The sequence below is a fragment of the Bacillus sp. UNC438CL73TsuS30 genome (assembly GCF_000482325.1).
Taxonomy (GTDB): Bacteria; Bacillota; Bacilli; order Bacillales; family Cytobacillaceae; genus Neobacillus.
This window is the reverse complement of sequence record NZ_KI535295.1, coordinates 251,693-273,138: the sequence shown is the minus strand read 5'-3', so window position 1 is coordinate 273,138 and position 21,446 is coordinate 251,693. Positions and strand designations below refer to the sequence as shown.

The 21,446-nt window shown below is 40.2% G+C and carries 24 protein-coding genes, 1 tRNA gene and 1 pseudogene; 7 read left to right on the top strand and 19 right to left on the bottom strand.

What is annotated here, in order from left to right; genetic code table 11:
• Nucleotides 1-173: 173 nt before the first annotated feature.
• Together M028_RS0115055 and M028_RS0115050 are read right to left on the bottom strand one after the other, a co-directional pair.
• Nucleotides 174-929 (bottom strand): IclR family transcriptional regulator, encoded by a 756-nt coding sequence (locus M028_RS0115055; protein ID WP_026574582.1) that lies wholly within the window; start codon nt 927-929, stop codon nt 174-176.
• 593 nt (nt 930-1,522) lie between these two features.
• Nucleotides 1,523-2,440 (bottom strand): class II fructose-bisphosphate aldolase, encoded by a 918-nt coding sequence (locus M028_RS0115050; RefSeq protein WP_026574581.1) that lies wholly within the window; start codon nt 2,438-2,440, stop codon nt 1,523-1,525.
• 213 nt (nt 2,441-2,653) lie between these two features.
• On the opposite strand from M028_RS0115050, the pseudogene M028_RS32850 reads away from it, so the two are divergent.
• Both M028_RS32850 and hcp read left to right on the top strand, forming a co-directional pair.
• Nucleotides 2,654-2,734, top strand: a pseudogene (locus M028_RS32850) (nitronate monooxygenase); the annotation flags it as partial.
• Between the two features lie 1,242 nt (nt 2,735-3,976).
• The gene (gene hcp, locus M028_RS0115040) at nt 3,977-5,650 is read left to right on the top strand and encodes a hydroxylamine reductase (RefSeq protein ID WP_442852793.1); all 1,674 of its coding nucleotides are present in this window, start codon (nt 3,977-3,979) and stop codon (nt 5,648-5,650) included.
• Between the two features lie 127 nt (nt 5,651-5,777).
• Here hcp and M028_RS0115035 read toward each other — a convergent pair whose 3' ends face one another.
• The 11 genes from M028_RS0115035 to M028_RS30150 all read right to left on the bottom strand — a co-directional run bounded on the left by M028_RS0115035 (nt 5,778) and on the right by M028_RS30150 (nt 12,699).
• Nucleotides 5,778-5,960 (bottom strand): hypothetical protein, encoded by a 183-nt coding sequence (locus tag M028_RS0115035; protein WP_026574579.1) that lies wholly within the window; start codon nt 5,958-5,960, stop codon nt 5,778-5,780.
• A 777-nt stretch (nt 5,961-6,737) separates the two neighbouring features.
• Nucleotides 6,738-6,956 carry a hypothetical protein gene (locus M028_RS0115025; protein WP_026574578.1) on the bottom strand — a complete coding sequence of 73 codons (219 nt, stop codon included), beginning with the start codon at nt 6,954-6,956 and terminating at the stop codon, nt 6,738-6,740.
• A gap of 65 nt (nt 6,957-7,021) precedes the next feature.
• Nucleotides 7,022-7,480 (bottom strand): hypothetical protein, encoded by a 459-nt coding sequence (locus M028_RS0115020; protein WP_026574577.1) that lies wholly within the window; start codon nt 7,478-7,480, stop codon nt 7,022-7,024.
• Complete coding sequence (locus tag M028_RS0115015) at nt 7,477-8,208, bottom strand: hypothetical protein (RefSeq protein WP_026574576.1); 732 nt, start codon at nt 8,206-8,208, stop codon at nt 7,477-7,479. The genes M028_RS0115020 and M028_RS0115015 overlap by 4 nt, the downstream gene beginning before the upstream one ends.
• 2 nt (nt 8,209-8,210) lie before the next feature.
• Nucleotides 8,211-8,450, bottom strand: coding sequence for a hypothetical protein (locus M028_RS0115010; RefSeq protein ID WP_026574575.1), 240 nt, complete (start codon nt 8,448-8,450; stop codon nt 8,211-8,213).
• Nucleotides 8,438-8,830, bottom strand: a complete 393-nt coding sequence (locus tag M028_RS0115005) for a hypothetical protein (RefSeq protein ID WP_026574574.1) — start codon at nt 8,828-8,830, stop codon at nt 8,438-8,440. Before M028_RS0115005 ends, M028_RS0115010 begins: the two co-directional genes overlap by 13 nt.
• Nucleotides 8,831-8,832: 2 nt before the next feature.
• Entirely contained in the window at nt 8,833-9,774 is a 942-nt protein-coding gene (locus M028_RS0115000) for an HNH endonuclease (RefSeq protein ID WP_026574573.1), read from the bottom strand.
• 315 nt (nt 9,775-10,089) lie between these two features.
• On the bottom strand, nt 10,090-10,266 hold the full coding sequence (locus tag M028_RS34085) for a YolD-like family protein (RefSeq protein ID WP_081810755.1): 177 nt from the start codon (nt 10,264-10,266) through the stop codon (nt 10,090-10,092).
• Between the two features lie 192 nt (nt 10,267-10,458).
• On the bottom strand, nt 10,459-11,490 hold the full coding sequence (locus tag M028_RS31530; protein ID WP_051591059.1) for a TIR domain-containing protein: 1,032 nt from the start codon (nt 11,488-11,490) through the stop codon (nt 10,459-10,461).
• Nucleotides 11,491-11,632: 142 nt separating this feature from the next.
• Nucleotides 11,633-12,394 (bottom strand): helix-turn-helix domain-containing protein, encoded by a 762-nt coding sequence (locus tag M028_RS0114990; protein WP_026574572.1) that lies wholly within the window; start codon nt 12,392-12,394, stop codon nt 11,633-11,635.
• A gap of 56 nt (nt 12,395-12,450) precedes the next feature.
• Nucleotides 12,451-12,699 (bottom strand): helix-turn-helix transcriptional regulator, encoded by a 249-nt coding sequence (locus M028_RS30150; protein WP_035424164.1) that lies wholly within the window; start codon nt 12,697-12,699, stop codon nt 12,451-12,453.
• A gap of 1,741 nt (nt 12,700-14,440) precedes the next feature.
• Between M028_RS30150 and M028_RS31525 the strand changes: the two genes are divergently transcribed.
• The gene (locus M028_RS31525; RefSeq protein ID WP_051591058.1) at nt 14,441-15,139 is read left to right on the top strand and encodes a DUF4145 domain-containing protein; all 699 of its coding nucleotides are present in this window, start codon (nt 14,441-14,443) and stop codon (nt 15,137-15,139) included.
• 281 nt (nt 15,140-15,420) lie between these two features.
• Nucleotides 15,421-15,963: a hypothetical protein gene (locus tag M028_RS0114975; RefSeq protein ID WP_026574571.1), complete on the top strand. Its 543-nt coding sequence runs from the start codon at nt 15,421-15,423 to the stop codon at nt 15,961-15,963.
• A 14-nt stretch (nt 15,964-15,977) separates the two neighbouring features.
• Here the strand turns inward: M028_RS0114975 and M028_RS30140 are convergent, their stop codons facing one another.
• The 6 genes from M028_RS30140 to M028_RS0114945 form a co-directional block, all read right to left on the bottom strand.
• Nucleotides 15,978-16,175, bottom strand: coding sequence for a hypothetical protein (locus M028_RS30140; RefSeq protein WP_035424163.1), 198 nt, complete (start codon nt 16,173-16,175; stop codon nt 15,978-15,980).
• Nucleotides 16,176-16,211: 36 nt separating this feature from the next.
• Nucleotides 16,212-16,694 carry a hypothetical protein gene (locus M028_RS0114965; protein ID WP_026574570.1) on the bottom strand — a complete coding sequence of 161 codons (483 nt, stop codon included), beginning with the start codon at nt 16,692-16,694 and terminating at the stop codon, nt 16,212-16,214.
• A gap of 5 nt (nt 16,695-16,699) precedes the next feature.
• On the bottom strand, nt 16,700-17,080 hold the full coding sequence (locus M028_RS0114960; RefSeq protein WP_231510817.1) for a DUF1878 domain-containing protein: 381 nt from the start codon (nt 17,078-17,080) through the stop codon (nt 16,700-16,702).
• A 74-nt stretch (nt 17,081-17,154) separates the two neighbouring features.
• On the bottom strand, nt 17,155-17,994 hold the full coding sequence (locus M028_RS30135; protein ID WP_051591057.1) for a helix-turn-helix domain-containing protein: 840 nt from the start codon (nt 17,992-17,994) through the stop codon (nt 17,155-17,157).
• Nucleotides 17,995-18,193: 199 nt separating this feature from the next.
• The gene (locus M028_RS0114950) at nt 18,194-19,237 is read right to left on the bottom strand and encodes a tyrosine-type recombinase/integrase (RefSeq protein ID WP_026574568.1); all 1,044 of its coding nucleotides are present in this window, start codon (nt 19,235-19,237) and stop codon (nt 18,194-18,196) included.
• A gap of 196 nt (nt 19,238-19,433) precedes the next feature.
• Nucleotides 19,434-19,506: transfer RNA gene (locus M028_RS0114945), tRNA-Val, on the bottom strand.
• Between the two features lie 177 nt (nt 19,507-19,683).
• Here M028_RS0114945 and M028_RS0114940 point away from each other — a divergent pair.
• From M028_RS0114940 to M028_RS0114930, 3 genes are all read left to right on the top strand, one after another.
• Nucleotides 19,684-19,908, top strand: coding sequence for a WYL domain-containing protein (locus M028_RS0114940; protein WP_026574567.1), 225 nt, complete (start codon nt 19,684-19,686; stop codon nt 19,906-19,908).
• 165 nt (nt 19,909-20,073) lie between these two features.
• Nucleotides 20,074-20,796, top strand: a complete 723-nt coding sequence (locus M028_RS0114935; protein ID WP_026574566.1) for an alpha/beta hydrolase — start codon at nt 20,074-20,076, stop codon at nt 20,794-20,796.
• 132 nt (nt 20,797-20,928) lie between these two features.
• Nucleotides 20,929-21,444 carry a YjcG family protein gene (locus M028_RS0114930; RefSeq protein ID WP_026574565.1) on the top strand — a complete coding sequence of 172 codons (516 nt, stop codon included), beginning with the start codon at nt 20,929-20,931 and terminating at the stop codon, nt 21,442-21,444.
• The last annotated feature ends 2 nt before the right edge of the window (nt 21,445-21,446 follow it).

Here is a 21,446-nt window from a genome sequence, read left to right as displayed (position 1 = left end):
TATTGTTGCTTATCAACTAACCGTGTTCCATGTTTTGATAATATCACCGTTTTTTGAATATTTCAAGTGTTTGTAATTAAATTTTTTTATAAAAATTCGTCGGTGAACAGAAATCAATAATTTTTTGCATAAAAAAAGAACTGGTCTTATAACCAATTCTTACTTCATACCAATCAATTGTCTGTGTAACCAAGCCGCTTGGAAATCTTTTTACCAATATCCATTATAATTGGTTTAATTTCTTCTAATCTTTCTTCAGTCATTCGGAAGCTAGGTCCTGAAATACTAACAGCAGCAGTAATTTTCTTCCGATGATCAAAAATTGGTGCTGCAATACAGGAGACTCCAGGTTCATTTTCTTCAACTTCTTTACCAATGCCTTCGTTCCTGATTTTTCCCAATTCCTTAAAAAAAGAGTCTTTATCTGTAATCGTTTGTTCAGTTTGTTTTGGTAAACCATACTTGTCAATTATATCTACAATCTCATTAAGCGGCAGATGTGCTAAGATGACCTTCCCAACTGCCGTACAATGCATCGGGGCCCTTCTTCCTACTTGTGAATGTGTTCTAAGGGTTTCACTTCCTTCAAGTTTTTCAATATAAATTACCTCTCCTTGATCATATACCGTCAAGTGGATCACTTCATTAAATTGTGATTCTAACTCTTCCAAAAAAGGTTTAGCTTGAGTTCTCAGGTCAATAGATTCAAGTAGCATCGAACTTAATTCTAAATATTTATAGCCTAATCTATATTTTTTAGTTTCAGGATTTTGTTCGATGAATCCATGATCTGCAAGAGTACTTAATAATCTGAATATAGAGCTTTTATTTAAATCTAGATTGGCGGCCAGCTCAGTAACACCCATCCCTTCTTTACGCTTGCTTACTAATGAAATAATTGTTAATGCCCTATCTACTGACTTTACCATTTATATTAAACCCCCGATTCAGGCCTAAATTACTGATCCCGTTTACTTATCACAAGAGTAATACGACCTTATTTATATAAAATGACACCACTGTAATTTTTATTTTCTTCCATTTTAACAGAAAAGACGTTGCGTATAAAGCAATAATACCTCACTCAATTATCTTTAATTAGAAATTTTACCATAAGGTCGTAACTATTCAAATATTTAAAAATTACTTTTTGAATCAAGGGTTTGATTTAAAATTAATTATCATAGGCATAAAACCATTCAAAATTTATATTTTCCGATAAATTAAAAAGAAGGTATGACTCCATAAAGAACACCTTTCATGCCCTTTTAAGTCAACCTTCATTGAGTAGTGGACGATAAAAAGACATCCACTCTAAGTTAAAGTTAAAGAAGCTTTACGATGAGCTAAATATCACGGACGCAAGTATGGAACATGATAGAAACGAGATCTATTTTATGGTTAAAAAATAGACCCCCTCTCATCACACCCAGGGGACTACAAAAAAATTAAATTGAAATGTCCCGGAAATATGGGGAGTTACAGTTTAAAGTAGGTTACTATATTCATGTAATGTCACTTCTTAAACATAGTATGAAGCACTACCGTTACTAATTAAAAAGTTTTCAATTTTATCTTCTACTACGTTTTGAACAACCTTTTGAACTAAATTTAATGTTTCTGCAGGTAGTTCAGCCCACTCCTTTTCAGTAACATAATTTTTTCTATTGAGAGCTTTTAGCATCGAATGTTCTAAATCTGTTGCAATATTCACTTTACTAATTCCACCGTTAGGAATTTGAATTGCATTCTTAATTATTTCTGATGGAATGCCTGAACCGCCATGTAACACTAATGGTACAGATGTTAACGCACGAATTTCAATTAAACGCTCAATATCAATTTTTGGATCTTTAACAAGATAGACCCCATGTGAAGTCCCTACAGAAACCGCTAATGCATCAACTCCTGTCTCTTCAACAAACTGTTTTGCTTCTTCAGGTTCTGTAAATAGCTCTTCATCAACGTCTGTTTCAATAAAGTCAGTTGTCCCAATTTTGCCTAATTCAGCTTCAACTGTTACGCCTTTTGAATGTGCATACTCAACAACCCTTTTTGTTATTTCGATATTTTTCTTAAATGGTTGCTCTGATGCATCAATCATAACGGATGTAAAACCAACTTCGATAGCTTCCGAAATTACATTGAAGTCCTTCGTATGATCCAAATGTAATACAGCAGGGATTTTAATATTCTCCTCTTGAATAACACGATAAAACTCTCTACTAAATTCCTCTAAATTAATTCCATATCGTTCTTGCTCCCTCTCAGAAGTCTGAACAATAACTGCAGAATTCATTTCTTTGGCCGCTCTAAGAATAGGAGCTATCATTTTTGTAGCCCTAGGAGTAAATGAACCGACAGCAAATTGATTTTGCTTAGCCAATGCAAGGACTTTAGTTAACGAACAAACATTATTTGCTTTTAAATTTGTTTCCATTCATTTCTTACCACCTTTCTGTTTGAAATACACAAGTTTTAGATTTTAACTCTTTTTTAAACGGTGTAACTTATTTCTTTCACCCAATTTGTTATCCAATAAACAACGCCGTTCCATTTTATTTTAATCATTTTGCAAAAATATTGCAAAAATTTTTACTCTTCCCACCCAGAAAAAAATAATGCCTCCGCAAAAGGTTTAATTTGATATCAAATAATACAAGCTCCTATGGCTGGCGGAGTAACAACTTCGAAATTAGTTGCTGAGGTATCAAATTCTGGGGGGCTAGGAATGAGCCTACCCTAATCCAAACTCTTTCTATACAAAGGAAATCATTATCGTTATTAATCATCTCAAAAAATAATTATTTTTTGTCTACAAATTAGACCCATGTTATTAACCCAATCACTTTTATTGGTATCCCTTCCCCCTAGTTATCTCCTAAAATCTGAAGTTGTATTTTTTAGATTGATTTTACTATCCTTCGAGATGTCACAGTAATCTGATTGCAATTTATGAAACTTAATTAATATTTTTATTTTCTTTTTTTTCAGAAAACTCAGTGTTATAATTATCCTACCAACTTATTTAATATTTTAAGTTGTGGGTTTTCAATAAATAACACCGAAAGGGGGATTGTTAATGGATATTTGTATTTCATGCGGAGTGGAATTATCTATTATGGAGAGGAATCGAGCGGAATGCTGGGAGTGCAGAGACACAACAAACTCAGAAGCTGAGTGATCATGACATTTAATATTTTTATGATAGTTTTATATAAAAAATAGTGTTCCTAATCCTTTTAACCGCCCTTGGACCCGGACATAAACGATTTTTCTGAGCAAAAAGGTTAAGTTTAAAGCTCCACCCCGGAAAGAGATGAATTCTTATATTTATACCAATTCAATTCTTAAAGTCTCCAATATCATAAATACTTTCTTAATATACCCTTCACAAAGTTTTAAATAAATGATTTTATTTCGTAGAATACTTCCTGATAGTTCAACCACAAAAAATGTCGGCCTCTTAGTGGTTATTTCCCTTTAAGCTTCATTTCTGCAAAATTCACTTTTCCATTGAAAAATAGCTTTTGCTCCTTATGAGTGAAGGCTATTTTTGACGAGTTTCATCTATTATAAAATATATAATAATAAATATATGACAATATAATTACTAGTCAATTCTGAAGACACCTAAAAAGGGTTCTTGTCACCATCAAAGACGGCCTCTATATCTCCAAAATGAAAATATTCTTCCTGATTGGGGTCATCATTTAAAACGGCCCAAAAATTCAACTAGGCGTTTAATGCAAACCGCATCCACTTGTCCTTTTTTCACGAAGTGTTCAAATCTTTTTGACTTGTTTGTGAACAGAATCATAAAGCACTCCAAATTTATAATAAATGAATTTACAATAACGATGTAAACACGTTGATTATATCGCTTATTGCTTATGATACTTATTCAATCATTCACACTAAATAAGAGAAGAATTAGAAATCGAAAATCATTTACTGGAGGAAATTATAAATGAGTATGTTTTGTTTTCAATGTCAAGAAACCTCAAAAGGAACAGGTTGTACCGTTGTTGGAGTATGCGGAAAAAAAGATGATTTAGCTAATATGCAAGATTTATTGATTTACACGATTAAGGGAGTTTCGATTGTGAATACAATGGCTCGTGAAATCGGGATTAATCAAAAGAAAACAGATCAGTTTATCATCAATGGCCTTTTTATGACGATTACAAATGCAAATTGGGATAAAAATGAATTTTTTAATACAGTAAGAGAAGGACTAAAGCTCCGGGAAGAAATTAAAGCGGCAATCAGAAATGCAGGGTACACTATAGACAATAATAGCGACTTTGTCACTTGGTATCTTGAGACCAATCATGAGCTTGAAATGAAATCTGCTTCTCAAGAAGTTAGTATTTTAGCTACAAGAGATGAAGATATTCGTTCATTAAGAGAGTTAGTGACTTACGGTTTAAAAGGAATGGCAGCATATTTAGAGCATGCGGCAAATCTTAGCTATGAAAATGAAGAGCTAAATGCGTTTATGCAAAAAGCACTAGCAAAGATTACAGATGATTCCGTAAGTATGGAACAATTAATCGAACTTTCAATGGAATGTGGAAAGTACGGTGTTCATGCCATGGAGCTATTAGATACAGCAAATACATCAACGTATGGTCATCCTGAAATGACAAAAGTAAACATTGGTGTACATCAAAATCCTGGAATTTTAGTTAGCGGTCATGACCTAAAAGATATGGAAGAGTTATTAAAACAAACGGAAGGCACGGGAGTAGATGTGTATACACATAGTGAAATGCTTCCAGCGCACTATTACCCAGCATTCAAAAGATATGACCATTTTGTCGGTAACTACGGAAATGCATGGTGGGAACAAACTCGTGAATTCGAGAGCTTTAACGGTCCAATTTTAATGACAACAAACTGTATTGTACCACCAAGGGAATCTTATAAAGGAAGAATGTATACAACTGGCGCAACTGCCGTCCCTGGTGTAACCTATATTCCTAAAAATGAAGATGGTACTAAAGATTTCTCCGTTATAATTGAGCATGCAAAGAAATGCCAACCACCAGTAGAAATTGAAAAAGGTGAAATTGTTGGAGGATTTGCGCATAATCAAGTAGCTCAAGTAGCTGATCAAGTTGTAGAAGCTGTGAAAAAGGGTGATATTAAACGATTCTTTGTAATGGCTGGCTGTGATGGTCGCCATAAGAGCAGGACTTATTATAAAGAGTTTGCTGAAGAGCTTCCAAAAGATACGATCATTTTAACAGCCGGTTGTGCAAAGTATCGATACAATAAGCTAGATTTAGGTGATATCAATGGGATTCCAAGGGTCCTAGATGCCGGTCAATGTAACGATTCCTACTCTCTCGTCATGACGGCATTGAAGTTGAAAGAGGCATTCGGATTAGAAAGTGTAAATGAATTACCGTTATCTTACAATATCGCATGGTATGAACAAAAAGCGGTTATCGTTTTCTTATCTTTACTTTATTTAGGTGTGAAAAATATTCACGTTGGACCAACATTACCAGCTTTCTTATCACCAAACGTAACGAACTTCTTAATTGAGAATTTTGGTATAGGCGGCATTTCAAATACCAAAGACGACATAGAAATGTTCATGAACAGTGGAATTGAAATCCAAGAAAGTGCATTAGTTTAATATTAGACTCGGGTCCCGGATGGGATGAAGGATAAAGGGAAAGTCTCAGTGGCTTTCCCTTTATCCATTTATATATTAAAGCAAAAACATCTACTGACGCTAAATTTAGCAGATTTTCGTAATGACCTCACGGTTTTAACCCGCCTGCCAGTTCGTTTATCACCCAAAATAAAAACGCCTCCTGTTCGGTTAAGTCAACGGAACAAAAGACGCAAAAATCCAGCGCAACCTTGCCGAAAATAGAAGGACTACCCTGCGAGTAAGTCTTCGCAAAGCCAACAGCAATAAAAAACGGTAGAAACTCCGTCATATCAACGTTTCTACCGCAGTGATGACCTGTACAGGGATCGAACCTGTGACCTCAACCCTGTCAAGGTTGCGCAAGTAATGCACGACTAACCATCGTTTCCTGGACGTCCTTTGATTAGCGTCAAGTCAACGCCCAGCCAGCGATATGATCTACGTCTATTCATCTTATTATCTCCAATTATAACGGTAGCTGCGCAACCTTGCAAAGAATAAAATCATTACCCTGCTTCAATCAACACAAACATCATCGACTGGATGATCCGCAGGATCCCGATGGATTTCCCGCAGCATTTTCATCATATCATCAAATTCTGCCTGGACGTCTGGCGGTGCGCCCTCTTTCAATCGCCATGATCCCGGAACAAGATCGACCCATTCTTCGAACCAGATCGGCTTTCAATCTCCACCATTAATCCCCATTGCGATCTATTACATAGTAGAAAAACGCCACTATCGTGCGACGTCCGTCTGTTCAATTAAAAACGCAAAAGGGTTCAGCTGCAGATCGCTGCTGTATCCTGGACGCTTGCGCTGACGGCAGGCATCCCTTCGAAAAGATATACAAACAGATCGCAAACTGTATCAAACGGCGACAATGCCGAATCCCGCTTCCTCTTCCCTATCGTTTTATGTGCGCAGATGTACGATCCCGCGCGTTCTTTCGGTAACTGTTTTACTGCGTAACTTTGTGCCCCTCTTCCCTGCCGCAAGATAGTCGTCCAGCACTGCCGAATAAAAAAAAAGACGCCCATGTATCGCCAGGCGTCATTCTTTCGTCTTATTGCTTTATTTTCCCGTATCGCAGCATTAATCGGATTTGTGCTTCAGCTTCGGATCTGGATGTCACGCCATCTTCAAGCGCTTGGCAGACATCTGATGCTTCAAATAGAAACGCAGGATCCAATTGCATTTCTTCCATTAGCGCAGTGAACTCTGATATCGTTATATTTGCGTCATAGGCTTTGATCAATCGATTCAGTGTTTTCTTTTCTCCCATTTCGATCTCCCTTTCGGATATACAATAAGCCAGGACACCCCCGACACGCCCCGGCTTCTGCGTTTTTATCGTTTCTTGCTGCGGACTCTGTGATATAGCTTTCTTCCAATATCTTCGTAGCTGATCGACTGATACTCTTGCCGCAGCCGATTTCCAGGACTAGGATCAGCGCATTGCTGAAATTTTCCCAATTTCAATTCGAACAGGATCGCGTCGATCTTTGCACTGATTTCCGCCGGATCCTTCAGTCCTTCCAGGTGCGTCAGCATGTTTTTCTTATCCGCTTCAGCGCCAATCCCTGCGGCTGCCATCGCTGCCTGTTTGCGCAGCTGAATCAATTCGCTGCGCTCGTCGTTTATTAAAGGCTGCGGATCTTGTTGATCATGACAGCCAGGAAGATCTTTTCGATCATCTTTCGGATCATCGATTTCACCTCCTAGCTTTGGAACGGTAGCTGGCGGCGGATCCATCGCAAACTGTTGAAGATCCAGCTTTAAAAGATAGCGATTCGGATCGATTATCATCGACCTTCACGCCCTTCCATTAGATTCATCAGCTTGTACGGCGATGTCGGATTATACGATGATGTCAGTGCCGACAGATGCGCAATTTTAGTCTTGAATTCTCTAATGCCGGGATGTGCCGCTTCCAGCTGTGAATAAATGCTGGACAGCTGCTGCTTTGCTTCGTCGTTTACAGCTGGTAGTACAGATCCGAATTTCACGAACAGCGCAGCCTTGACATCATCCCCAACAGCGGCGATCTGTTGCCCGAACAATGCTAGGACATCGGCTTGATTTGCGCTGAATGCAAGCTGTGTTCCCAGGATCGACAACATGTCGGCAGCTTGCGCAGCTGCTTCTGGCTTGACTGCCAGCTGCGTCGATTTCTTTGCAAGATCAGCCTGGATCAACTGAACGTTTTCTTCGTACTTTGTGCGCAGATCTTGGATCTTTGCGTCCAATTTCTCACGCAGATCTTGCAGCTGAAACTTGCGCTCGCTTTCGTTGTCGTTATATCTCGTAGATGTGCGGATCTGATCACGCTGCTGCTTGTAGCTTACGACCTCTTGATCAATGTCCAGTTCTATCTTTTCAAGGGCAGGGAATGAAACATTTTCGATCTTGTCTGCGTGATATTCAGCTTGTTCCTGCGTCAGATCGTAGATAGCGCCGTCATTATAGACGTTACCCAGATCCATGAATTTGTGCTTGATATAGTATCGATTACCTTTCGGCGCGATTTTTGCCATATTTATCGTCTCCTTATTGTCGGTTTGTTGTTGTATTGATTGCGTTGGCGTTTCTTGCGCGGTTTTTCCAGGAATGGCGGCTGGCCTTTTTCTACCTGGCGCAGCTGGATTCCCAATTCCTCTGCGATAACTTCTGTCCATTTTGGATCCCTGTCGAAGTATTCGCCAGCTTTTCCGCCGCGGATCACCTTCCTCTTCCACATGCTGGCATTGATTCGTTTGTTTCCGTCTAGTCGTGGCATTCAATCGATCCCCTCTGTATTTCAATTTCTTGTCCGAATGGAGTTATTTCTCCCTGGATCTCGTCCATTTCCAGTTTTCCGATGTCGCTGAAATGATCTAGGCGCCCGCTTTCAAACGTAGCCTTAACGCGTCGACGAATAAAATTTGGAATCTTTGCGGGATAATCGCAGATCATATCAATCGGCATCCATTCTGGATGGTTTTTTAAGATCTCCCACAACACAGAATCCAAATTGTACGATGCGGACGACAGCGGCTGGCGGTGATAGTCCTTGCTATAATCGTCCAACAGCGTGCCGTCAGTGTCATAGATTTCGAAGCTACCTGCATAGACGCCAGCGCGCCGCACTTTGATGCTTGCGATTATGATGATATCCATTTTTAGACGCCCCCCATTTGGTGTTCATGCAGCGCAATCACAGCGTCCTGGATCACTTCTATGTCCGCAGGATCATCCAGCTGAAAATCGAAGCGCTGCTTGAAAAATTCCCGGATCGCTGCGACTTGCAATTTTTGCTGTGCGCCTAGATCGACATTCATTTCGTCCAGAATAATCGATACCGTTGCGATCTGATCCGCATTTTCAACACCGTCAGCTTGCAGCGCATCGCCTACCAGGATCGCAGTCGCTTCTTCCCTGGATATGTTCTGTTCCAGCGCAATAAATTGGATCAATGCCGATGATTTGTCGACAAACATCAAAGCAGGCTTGTCGCCCTTGGACGAATTGCATCTTCTGCAACAGATCGCAATATTCCCGATCTTGCTGTCTCCTTTGCGCTTTGTAGGGACGATGTGATCGACTGTGACATCCTGGGAACGCTTGTCTGACAGATCCGTACCGCAATAGATACAGCTAGTTGAGATTAACAGCAGATTACGCAGCTGCTTGATCGTAAGATCCGCAACAGATCCAACTTCTTTTGCTCGTAGCCTGGCGACTCGCACCCTGTTTTCAATGCTTCGGCATGTTCTACATTCGTCGCGATGCCCGTCTGCTTTTCCTGCGTTCTTTGCGAATGCTGTGATTTCCTTGAGTTCCTGGCAGATATAACATTTTTTTGTCGCTGATATTGTTGTCATTGCGTTATTCCCCCGTTGGTATTTTATAGATCCGTAGAAGTCGCGGATTTTTTGCATTTTGAATTCTTTTATGTCAAATGCTGCGCAGATCTTTACCGTTGTTTTATCTGACACTGTCATCAGATCCGATTCGATTCGGCTGATCGTGCTGGCATTGATCCCGCAGATTTCCCCGAAGTCCTGCATTGAGAAGTCGAAGGCTTTGCGAATCAGCCGTACATCTTGATTCGATAGTTTCATAGATAGCTGAGCCCCTTTCGTTTGTTTTAAGTTGCAAATAGACAATAAAAAGACGCCAGGCTGCTTGCCTGGCGCTAATATATACAGATAAGGATTCAATCTGATAAAAAGATTGACGCCTGGATTTCCGCCGTCCAGACGTCATCGTGGTTCTGTCGGGAACCAATACCGTTTAAAGGGAACCCCATCGCGACAATGGGTTAAAGAAAGGTTGACCGCCTTCCTTCACTTCTTGTGGTCTGAAATGCAATATTTTTTGCATTCTAATTTTATTTTTGTGGCAAAAAAAGAAGCAGTAGCGTTTCCGCTACAGCTTCAGTACAGGATATTAACTTTGACCACGTCATAAAAATCGATCTTGTGCTTGTCATCTTGCGGATCTTTCATCCGCAGTACCCTTGTCAATGGATCAATATGATGAACCTTCCCTAGGACAGATTCGATAAATCCATCGCACCAGATCTCGAAAATAATCGGGAAGTTGAATTCCATCGCATAAGGATCTTGTTTTCTATTTCTTCGATCTAGTATTCGATCAGGATCGGCGTTTTTGTCTTATTGTCATCTATCCATAATTTTTTCATCATCCCAACATGTTCTGGCATAAGAAGGATGTCCACTTCTTTCTCCCACGATCTCTTATCATATAATAACCATATTAGCCATTACACTAGAACGTATGTTTTATATCAATTCTGAAGCTCTAAGTTCTTTTTGAATTTGCCTGAATACGTCATCTAAACTGTTTCTATACCTTAATTGCATGATTCCATCTAAATCACTAGGAACAGACGCACCTTCTTCGACAATTATGCACACCCTTTTACGACCTAATTGTCCATAAAACCAACCTATTTCAAAGATTACATTTGGTCTGGCTTGAAGATACGTCACATCGTTCTTTACCACAGTGTCATCGGCAGTGATTAGCGCAAAAGCGTATGAACACTCTTTTGCGTATTTCTCAAATTTTTCTATTATAGTCATCCCCTCGCTCTCTACCTCAGACAAAACGATGGGATTTAAATTAAACTCATCCTTGAGTAAGGATGCCAATTGACGCCATCTTGCTTCATTATGACCGTGAATTATAAATACATTGTTATTATTCATTTTCGTTTCCTCCTTTTTGTGTGCCTGATTTATCATTTCCCCTAATTTATGCGCTTGAATTTTCATTTCCTCCAATTTCTGTTCTTGAATACCTAGCCATTCCATTTCAATGTCAACTAGGTAAGATCTTACATAGTCCTTTATATTATGATACGTCGTTGTATAGGCGCTATAATGATTTTCGTCAAAAAGTTTATATCTATTGATTTCCTTATTGTTCATTATTCGGTCTTTTAAGATTCGAATGTGATTTTCTAATTCTGAAATAGAGTATGCTACAACTTGTTCCCCTTTTATTTCCTCCAGATTAGCATCACGAATTGAATGTACCCGTCTAAGTGTTATGGCTTTGGCTAAAGCATCTTTTTTAAGATTTTCAAATTCAGATCCTTTAATTCCGCGCTTTTCTGCAACAACCATCGCAGCACGAATTTCTGCAGAAGGAGTACCATTGTTAGCGTTTTTACTAACATATTTGAAAACAAGGTAGTTAAAAGCGTCACGACTTTGTTCAGCTAATCTTATAACCCGTGGCATAACTTTTGATAAACTGAATTCTTCAGCTTCAAGACTCTCTAATGTTTTTTGTATCATACCTAACATTCCGACAAACCCCCTAAAATACAAGTTAAATATACCATATTCCGACAATTTTTCGAATAAAAAAAAAATAGCCAGCCCCTCAGGACTGGCGTATCAATACTTCATTTCACAGGCTTTTGATCATAGCACCTTTTCGACCGATTTAGATCCATTCCAGATCTTCGTCGTCGTCCGATGGAACCGGCGCAGGATACACAAGAGGATTGTCCTGGACAGATTCCCGCGCTGGCCGGACATATGGATCCGCTGGCTGATAGTCGACCTGGACGATCGGATCAGCTGCTAGCGGCTGCATAGATTGATCGCCGTTGACACAGACAGATTCTCGTGCATCTAGCTGTTCCGATTCCGCAGGATCTGGAACAATCTGACGCGCTGCTTCCTCCATGATTTCCGCGGCTCTGGCTGCCGCCTTTTCTTTGCGCTGCTCACGTTTTTCTTGCTCTGCGTGCTTAGCTGCAGACTTCGCCATGTTTTCGTCACGCTGCGCACGACGTTTCTTTTTGTGCTTTTCCTGGCGCTCGAATACGGCAATAGTTTCTGGATATGCAGCTAAGAAGTCAGCTTCATCTGCTATGGGCATTTTCAAATAATAGCTGTTATTTAGTCCGCTGCCCTGCTCTCTTTTCTCGATTTTGACTAGATCATAGTCCACCAAAACTTCCAGCCATGCGGCGACAGTTTTCGGCGTCGTACCTGTATCGAATGCAAGCTGATCCTGTGATGGGTACGCATATCCGTCAGTATCGTTGTGATAGCTACGCAGTGTGATCCATAGAAAAGCGTGTTTCGCTTCGAATCCAGGCAGACGTGTATAAAAGCGGCGCAGCGCATTCGGCGCCATTGTGAAGTCTTTTTCTTTTTCTTTTTCTGTTGTCATTGTTTTGTCTGTTGTCGCTGTCATAGCTGCTCATAACTCCTTTGTGTGGTTTTTCAAATGCAAAAGGACGCAATCACTTGTCAGATGGCTGCGTCCCATTTTTTCGATTTGAATGTTCTCACGAACTGATCCAGCGCCTGGATTTCTTCGTCTGTTAGCGCAAAATAGTCGGATAGTTTCTGCGCCGTCCTTTTTCCCAGGTTCAGATCTCCCAATTCACAGCGGCAGATCGTCGATTGATTTAGTCCCAACGCTTCAGCAAGTGTCTTTTGATCGATTCCTTTCATGTGACGCAAGATCTTTAAGTGATCGCCCTTCAGTGTTGACATAGTCTGATCATCCCTTCGTTATGTGCGATAATTTTTTATGCGTTCGTGCCCAAAAAATATGCAGGCGCAGTTGACAAGACCGCGCCAAGCAGCTGACAAAGACAACGAACGGAAGCGATCATCATCTAATCCCTTCGCCAATAGTGGCAGCAGATGGCTTCCGTTTTGACATTTACAATGACAACAATTGAAGATTTTTTCTTCGCTTAGTTATACACAGGCGGCGCAGGTTATAACGGAGACGTGGCAAAAAAAAAGATCCGACCCCTTTTGGGATCAGATCGATATGCAGCGCAAGCTGCGCCAAAATAATTCAGCAGTGTCGCCACATTCTATTAGTCTCTTTTTCTAGCGCAAGGTAGTATATGTAATGGCGGACGCGCCGCTTTTTATATCGTAAACTATCGTTCATAATATCGTGTTCAATCCTGCGTTCATTATTTTGCGTTTATCTTTTTAGAATATTATCTGATCTCTGCGAACGTAGTGAGCGGTAGACTATAGATATTCCTATATAAATATTAGTACTATAAATATTACTACGCGGTAGTTTTTACAGGTACTCTACCCGTAATTTTTACAGGTAGGTATCCGTAATTTTTACAGGTACTTTTAAGAAATGGGCGGATCATAAAAAAGTATCCGTAATTATTACAGATACTTTTAAGCCGTATCCGTTATTCTGCACAAATAGACCCCGAAGGCTGCGAATTTTTTGAAAAAATTTTTTCGGATCGACTTTCTATTATGGAATTCGCATTTTATGATCGGCGACGTCCGTTTCCTGGCGCCACTGGCTGCACATATCTGGGATTATTCTGCCATGGCTGCGACCTGGATTGGCAGGATCTGCGACTGTTAATCGTCCTGGGATTGCGTTCCGGATCCGCAGATGATCGGATCGATCACCGTCCTAGTTGCTGCACATGTTGCGCTTGTAACATTGAGGTTTTCGAAGGTATCGCGAAAGGTTCTGGTGCTTGCTAGACGGCATGCGCCGCGACCCGCCCCCGGGCATATTTTCCGCTCATGATCCCGCTGATATGCGCCTGGCAGCTGTTCAACCGACGCCTGAATCCGTGTCCATGCGATGAATAAAGATGCACGCATTATTACGTAAAATATAATTACGTTGAAATAATGTAAAAATCAAAACGTTGATCTGGCGCGGTTCCGTTCATTACACAGATAATATCGATATGCATGATTCTATACATCATTGATATGGCGCCCTTCTGCGCATATGAACACTGTCCACGGATGGCGCAATTATGCATAAAATACTGTATAAAAAGGCGCTGATCATGGCGTACTGGCTGCAAAGACCCCCTAAAGTTTTCCGGCCATGTCTGCGCCACAGCCTTTTGCTGATCATACGCAGCAGCTTCATCCGCACTGATCCGGCACTGGATAACATGTCACCAGACGCCCATATTCGCCGAACACACCATTCATCTGACCCATAAATAGTCCATTATTCGCCCATACACGCCGGATAAAGTTGCATTCGTCACATTTTTGCGCCAGTACAACATTTACGGATCCGCGCCGTTATTGGGTTTATAAACGATATATCAATACATAATGAATGTTACAAACGTAATGATTGCGCATTATTCACATAATCGACTTTCAATATCACCGCTATATCGTATAAATCAATAACAAAATACTGATACTACCCATGGTTTTAAATTATGGCATGATACCGACATATCGCACATACATAGGAGTGATTGAAATGATCGCAAGATACAGCAGAGACGTTGTGACTCTTTTGGGGGTTGCTAACAGCACACTGCGGAAGTATTGCCAGACGCTTGAATCAGCAGGGCATAGATTTCAGAAGGATACGCAGAATCGGCGCACGTTTACCGATGATGACATCATTCTACTGAAACGGTTGGCAGAATTCAGTGCGTCCGGGATCCGACTTGAAGACGCGGCTTTGGATCTTGTGAATCGCCAGCAGCAGGACGAAACGAAAACAAATGACATAGAATCAGCCGATTATATAGAACCTTCAAATGATATGCCTGACGAAGTAAACCAGCTATACACTGAAGCATCGCTTGTAGTTAACCATTCACCACGATCTTCAGCTGCACTCTTGCGCCTAGCAATTGAAAAATTGATCCCTTTGCTGGAAGGATACAATATCCAAAAGCGCAACCTGAATACTATGATCGATGATCTAGTAAAAACCGGGATTCCTAAACACATCCAGCAGGGACTGGACGCTATCCGAGTGTATGGAAATGAAAGAATTTACTCTTCAGCGACGATAGATTTAAACGATAAACTGGAAGACGCGATCTTCTTGTTTGAGTTATTAGATCTTACCGTATATGAACTAATCACACGCAGAAAGAAAATCGCCAGTCTTCTGAAAAAATTGCCGCAAGAAAAGCTTGTTGATGACCCGAACCTATACAGTTAATCTCTTATAGTTTTAGACGGCAATGTCTATTTGCGCAGTATATTATCAAGTTGTCGCCTGGATTACAGACAGTCCGATCAATAACTAGATAATATTCGTAGATGATTCACCCAGACGATCGCCAGGATACATCTGCCAAGATCTAAACCAGGAACATGTGAATTTTTCACAATATCAAATTATTCGTAGATCCTCAGGATTGATTTGAATTTACCATGAAGGACAATGGAAAATTATGTCGAATTGTTCCAGTATAGTTCAATATTTAAAGGCGGGATCATATGGGGACAAATGGAACACAAATTAAGACAGTAAAAATAGACGAACAGCTTTTAAATCTTTATCTTATGGAAGTGCGGAATCAAGCACAATTTCTTATGATAGCAGCAAAAGACATGGATATGTGGCGACAGCAGGGTGACATGGACCGCTTCTGGTATTCTGCGCAATCGTTTCTTGTAGCAGCAGCAAACCTGTCGAAATTGTTATGGGGATCTAGCGACGAAGCTACTACTGAAAGAAAACCATTGCGGGATCGTTTAAAAGTTAAAGATCGATCTCCTTTAAAACCTAAAGGGATGCGAAATATTTTTGAACACTTTGACGAAAATATTCAAAAATGGTTCAATGAATCTACTCATAAGATCTTTGTTGATCGAAATATTGCACCAGCTGGGCGTTTGGGGGATTTTGCAATTGGTGACAACTTGCGCAATTACGATCCTGAAAGGCATATTTTGTCATACCGTGGACGCAAATACAACTTTATCCCTGTCTATAGTGAAGCAAAAAGGATTTATGAGTTAACAATGAGTCATATGTGAGAAGAAGGCGCCTTTCAATTGTGACTGGCGCCTTCACTTGGATCAATTAAAACTGCTGGATCTTGCAAAAGTTCATGGCTATTCATCGCCTTTATAAATCGATTGAATTCACGTTGGACTTCTGATAGCGCACCAGGCTTCAAATGCCAGTTCCCAGGTTCATTTACAAAGTACGGCGAATCTATAAAGTTGGGGCGCTGCATGCTAGTCATATATCAGTCCTCTTCTCTGCGAAAGGATCAGTAAATTTAATCCGCAGTCAAATTGACCAAATCTTTCCTTAAGTCCTCAAGCTCAGTTTTTACTTCACCTATTGCGAGGGTTATAGCTGTTTTAAATGTCATTAGATCTTCACTGTCTATAATTTGATCCTTCTGAATAAGTACGTCTACTGTTTCTTTTAGTGCTATTAATCTCGAAACAATCTGACTATATTTTGAGGGAATTATAGTGATTAGGCTATCAAGTTTCTTTCTAATTTCTTCATATTCTCTTAATTCATTACTAATCTTAAACCCACGTTTACCGCTGTGGTTTAATTTATATACCGATTCTTGTATGCTTTCAAGACGCACAAAAACTGTCTGTAATTTCTCTTTAGTATCGGTAGTGTAGTATATCTCACTGTATTTTTTTGCATTTTTTGAATTAATCCATGAAATAAATGCGCCAATAATACTTACTATACTTGCGATACTCCCAATAACACCGAGTATTCCGCTAAAACTCAAAATTCTTACCCCTTATTTTTGTATTTTGGCATATCACCATAAAGAGCATCAAAAACTTCTTCCCAACGATTCTCTTCTTTAAACGCGATCGTTAAATATTCGCAAAAATGGTAGTCTCCTTTACGATGCGGCACTGTGTTGTAGATTTCTTGCTCAAAAGTTCCGTGATGAACGTCTTGTTTTTTATCTATTTTATTCCGATACCTATCCATCAAATCCATTATCTCGTTATACTGTTCTTTGGTTATTTTATATTCGTACAAAAGCCTGTTTACCGAAGAATCGTAGAATAATAGATCTTGTCTGAATTCCATTTCTTGGATCGTTTGTCTTAAGTTCCCTATTTCATCCTCTAAATCATTTATTTTTTTCACATATTGATCCAAAAGAACCACTTCCTTCCTTATTTTTATATCTTAATTTTACTTCAAACTAGTAAAAAATGCACTTTTCATTTCCGCTATAAATCAGATTTATCCTCATTCAGCCAATCATAAAAGAATGGATTCACGGATCCAGTGGCAGCTGCTGTTTTTCTGCGTATCCATGTTGTCGTATTTCGCCATGCTGCGAATAAATATCCGTCCAGATTGCGGATTTTGCGCTGTTTCAGCATTAGAATGGCGTATCTGAAGGCGTCAGCATAGTGCTGGACATGATCCTCGATAAATACGTCAGATCCGCCTGCCGCTGCTTTGCTGCGCCATAAAATGCCGATCTTTTTATATAGTTCCTGTGCGCCAAAATATGGACGCATTGCTGCAAATAATTCGCCTGGAATGGCATTACTAAGCGCAGCATTATCGTCGGGATCCGTCTGCTTTTGAGTGTCTATTGTGCTTTTTTTAGATGCTTTATGTATAGATGATTCTTTGCGCCCAGATCCGTCGTCAGCGCTTGTCTGGTGCGTGCTGTTGCTGTCTGACCGCCTGGACATATCATCAACGCCCGCCTGGACATGTTGTGATTCTGGATGATCCGCAGGCTGCAAGATCTGGATCACATTTGCACCCGTTCCTTTCGACTTCGGACGGATCGTCCCGATCTTACGGATGATTCCCAACTGCTGCAATTTATTGAGAACGCGGCGCGCAGTCTTTTCGGACTTGCCGATCAGATCGCCCATCGTGGCAGCTTTCAGATGTGCTGCGCCTGGAAATTTAACAGCATAACGTGCCAGAATCTTGATAGTCTTGCGATCCGTGTCCGTCAGATCGTCCCAGTGATTGCATAAATGCGTATAGATGGCAGCGTTTAGATCTTCGACGCTGCAAAATGTCTTGTAATCTTCTAATAGCATATTTTCCGCCCCTATGAGCGCAGCACAAACAGAACGTACGTTCTATAAAATGGACAGACGGACAGAATTTTACGATTAATAGATTTTTTGTTATAATCGCAGTGTTGGATCCTGTTGCGCCTGTCCTGAAAATGTGCTGGCGCCAGTGATTTCTGGACGTCTAGCTGTTGCCGCAGCCAGGCGTCCTTTTTATATGTTTTTATCGTTTAATCTTTCGTGACTTGTTCAGCTTGTCCAGTACGTTATTGATCGCAGAATATTGGTCATGCTGCCGCTTCAGCGATTCCCTGGATAAATGTGTATAACGTGTGACCATGCGCAGATCCGAATGTCCCAACAGCAGCTGGAGATGTCGGATGTCACCGCCAGCTTCCAGGAACATCGTCGCAGATGTATGTCGGAATAAGTGGGGATGGACATTTTTGCGGATTTTGGCTGCGACTGCAAATTTATTCAATCTATTGCGGAAGTGATCCCGCGTTAATAGTTCGCCATAGTTTGATAGAAAAATATGATCTCTGTCGAAGTCTGCGGCATTTTCTTCGATTAGTTCCTGGATCAGCCGCATCGTCCGTTTTTGCAGCGGTAAAGTCCGCGCCTTCCTATTCTTTGCAATTTCTCCAGGGATCGTCACGGTCTGCGCCTGGAAGTCGAAGTCCTGAATCCGAAGTCCCAGCGCTTCACTGATCCGCAGCATTCCGTCCAGCAGCAGATTCATCATCACATAATCGCGGAAGTCCGCATAGTTCCGCTGATTCGGAACATTCAGCAGCCTGCGCAGTTCGTCCGCATTCAGCACGACTATTTCTTCTTCAGGTTCATTAATGTTCTTAATGCCGTCCATCGGATTTTCATCGATCAGTCCTTCGTCCATCAGCGTTTTAAAATAGACACGCAGTGTCTTCAGCCGTGTATTTATTGTGGATGGCGCCAGTCCGATCGTCTGATCTTGTTCCGTCTTGCAGCGATGATCTTCGAACTTAATCTTCTGATCCTTCATGTAAACGATATAGTCGCGGATCACTTCCCTGGATATGGCGTCCATTGATCGTGGGATCCCATAGTCGTCCAGGTATCCGATAAAATATCCATAGTTCGCAGAATACTGGATCATCGTTCCAGCCGCGCGCCCTTCCGCCTGTTTTATGCGCTTGAATTTTTCGAATAAGTCGTCCAGATTGCGTAGATCTCTGGATCGGCTGCGTGCAGACTTCACCGTCTTGCCCTTGCGTTTTTCTGACATAAAAAAAGATCACGCCCTTTGTCGTTTATTACAGACAAATAGACGTGACCCTTCTGGATGGTTGATAGAAGCAGCGCAACCCTGCGGAAAATAGGAGCGCAATCCTGCCGCAATTTTTTGGCGTTTTCAAGTCCCGATCCCAGGAACGCAAAAAAGCCGACAATCGCTTATTTATCGCGGTTTGTCGGCATTTAGATGACCTGTACAGGGATCGAACCTGTGACCTCAACCCTGTCAAGGTTGCGCTCTCCCAGCTGAGCTAACAGATCGTAATAGATAAGTACATTTTTAATTATAACTATATAGCCAAAAAAGTCAATATCTTTTTGTATTTTTTGAATATAAATTGGAAATAACTAATAAGAACAAGCGTTCTAAAAATATTGAATAAAGAACGAATGTTCGGATATAATAATACTATATTAAAAAGAAAGATGTGATTTTACATGGATGGACTTCTTTATCGTTCAATCGAAGAACATATGCCGTTAGAAATGATTTATCTTTCAGAAAATCAACAGCTATCGCAGAGAAAATTAATTGTGAAGGAAGTCAATGAAGAATACATTCGTGCCTATTGTCTGCTACGCAAACAGGTTCGGACTTTTCGCCGGGAAAATATTTTATCGATTATGCCGGATGCTCGCTCTAAGCAGCGATATCTCCACTAGTCTTAATATTTGAGGATGGCCCCAAACTTTTTGTACCACCCCTCTCACATATTCTCACTTTTCATCCCACTATTTCTGCTCAGCCATCCCCTCTTTCCAAATAAACAATTCAGCTATCTTTATGTTAGAATGCATTTGTACAGTTTAAAATTGGAGGTATCATCAATGAATTATCCAAAAGGCACAATTAAAGAACTTACCTTTCAAAGTTTAGAACTTGGAGAAGAAATGCAGCTTCTTGTCTATTTACCGGCAAATTTCTCACCCCTTTATAAATATTCCCTTTTAATTGCACAAGATGGAAAGGACTATTTTCAACTGGGGAGAATTGGACGGTTGGCAGACGAATTACTTTTTGAGCGTAAAATTGAAAATTTAATCATGATTGGGATACCCTATAAAAATGTAGAGGATCGCCGCAGAAAATACCATCCAGATGGTGACCAAAACAAACAATACATACGTTTCCTTGCTCATGAATTAGTTCCTTTTATCGAAAACGAATTCCCGACATACCAAATCGGAACCACAAGGGCCTTGATTGGCGACTCACTTGGTGCAACCGTCTCATTTTTGACAGCGCTTCAATACCCTCATACCTTTGGGAAAGTATTATTGCAATCACCATTAGTTGACGAACAGGTTCTTGAAAGGGTTCGCAGCTGTTCTGAACCGCAGCTTTTGGAGGTATATCATGTGGTTGGAAACCAGGAAACAGAGGTACCTACTACCGATGGAAAAGTGAGTAATTTCATTGAGCCAAATCGTCTGCTTTCAAAAGTGATGAAAGACAAGCCATTTTCTTATTTTTATGAGGAATTTGATGGAAACCACACATGGAAATACTGGCAGCCTGATTTAAGACGTGCTCTTACGATGATGTTTTAGCTTATTACACATAGTGAGGCAAAGTAATGTTATATTTTTTGAAAATTTGCTATAATCTTATTTGTGAATAATATTTTCATTTTGGAATCACCTATTTTTATATAGGAAAAATTGACTAACGGAGGTATACATATGAAATTTGGTGTTGTTATTTTTCCATCTAAAACTCTTCAAGATTTAGTAAATTCCTATCGTAAACGTTATGACCCGCATTATTCTTTAATTACTCCACATTTAACATTAAAAAATGCGTTTGAAGCAACTGAAGATGATGCTAAACAAGTTGCCGATACATTACGAAAAATCGCCGGTAACCACTATCCATTCTCAATCAAAACAACCAAAGTTAGTTCTTTTCAGCCTGTAAACAATGTCATCTATTTAAAGGTTGAGCCAACTGTTGAATTAAACGATTTGCATGTTGAAATTAATCATGAACTAAATCAAGAAGCCCCTGAATATAAATTTGTTCCACACATTACGCTTGGTCAAAAGCTTTCAAATGATGAGCACTCAGATATTTACGGTTCATTGCGTATGAAGAAATTTGATCATGAGGAAAAGGTTGACCGGTTCCATCTTCTTTATCAATTAGAGAATGGTTCTTGGACTGTATATGAAACATTTCGTCTTGGAAGGGATCAATAAAA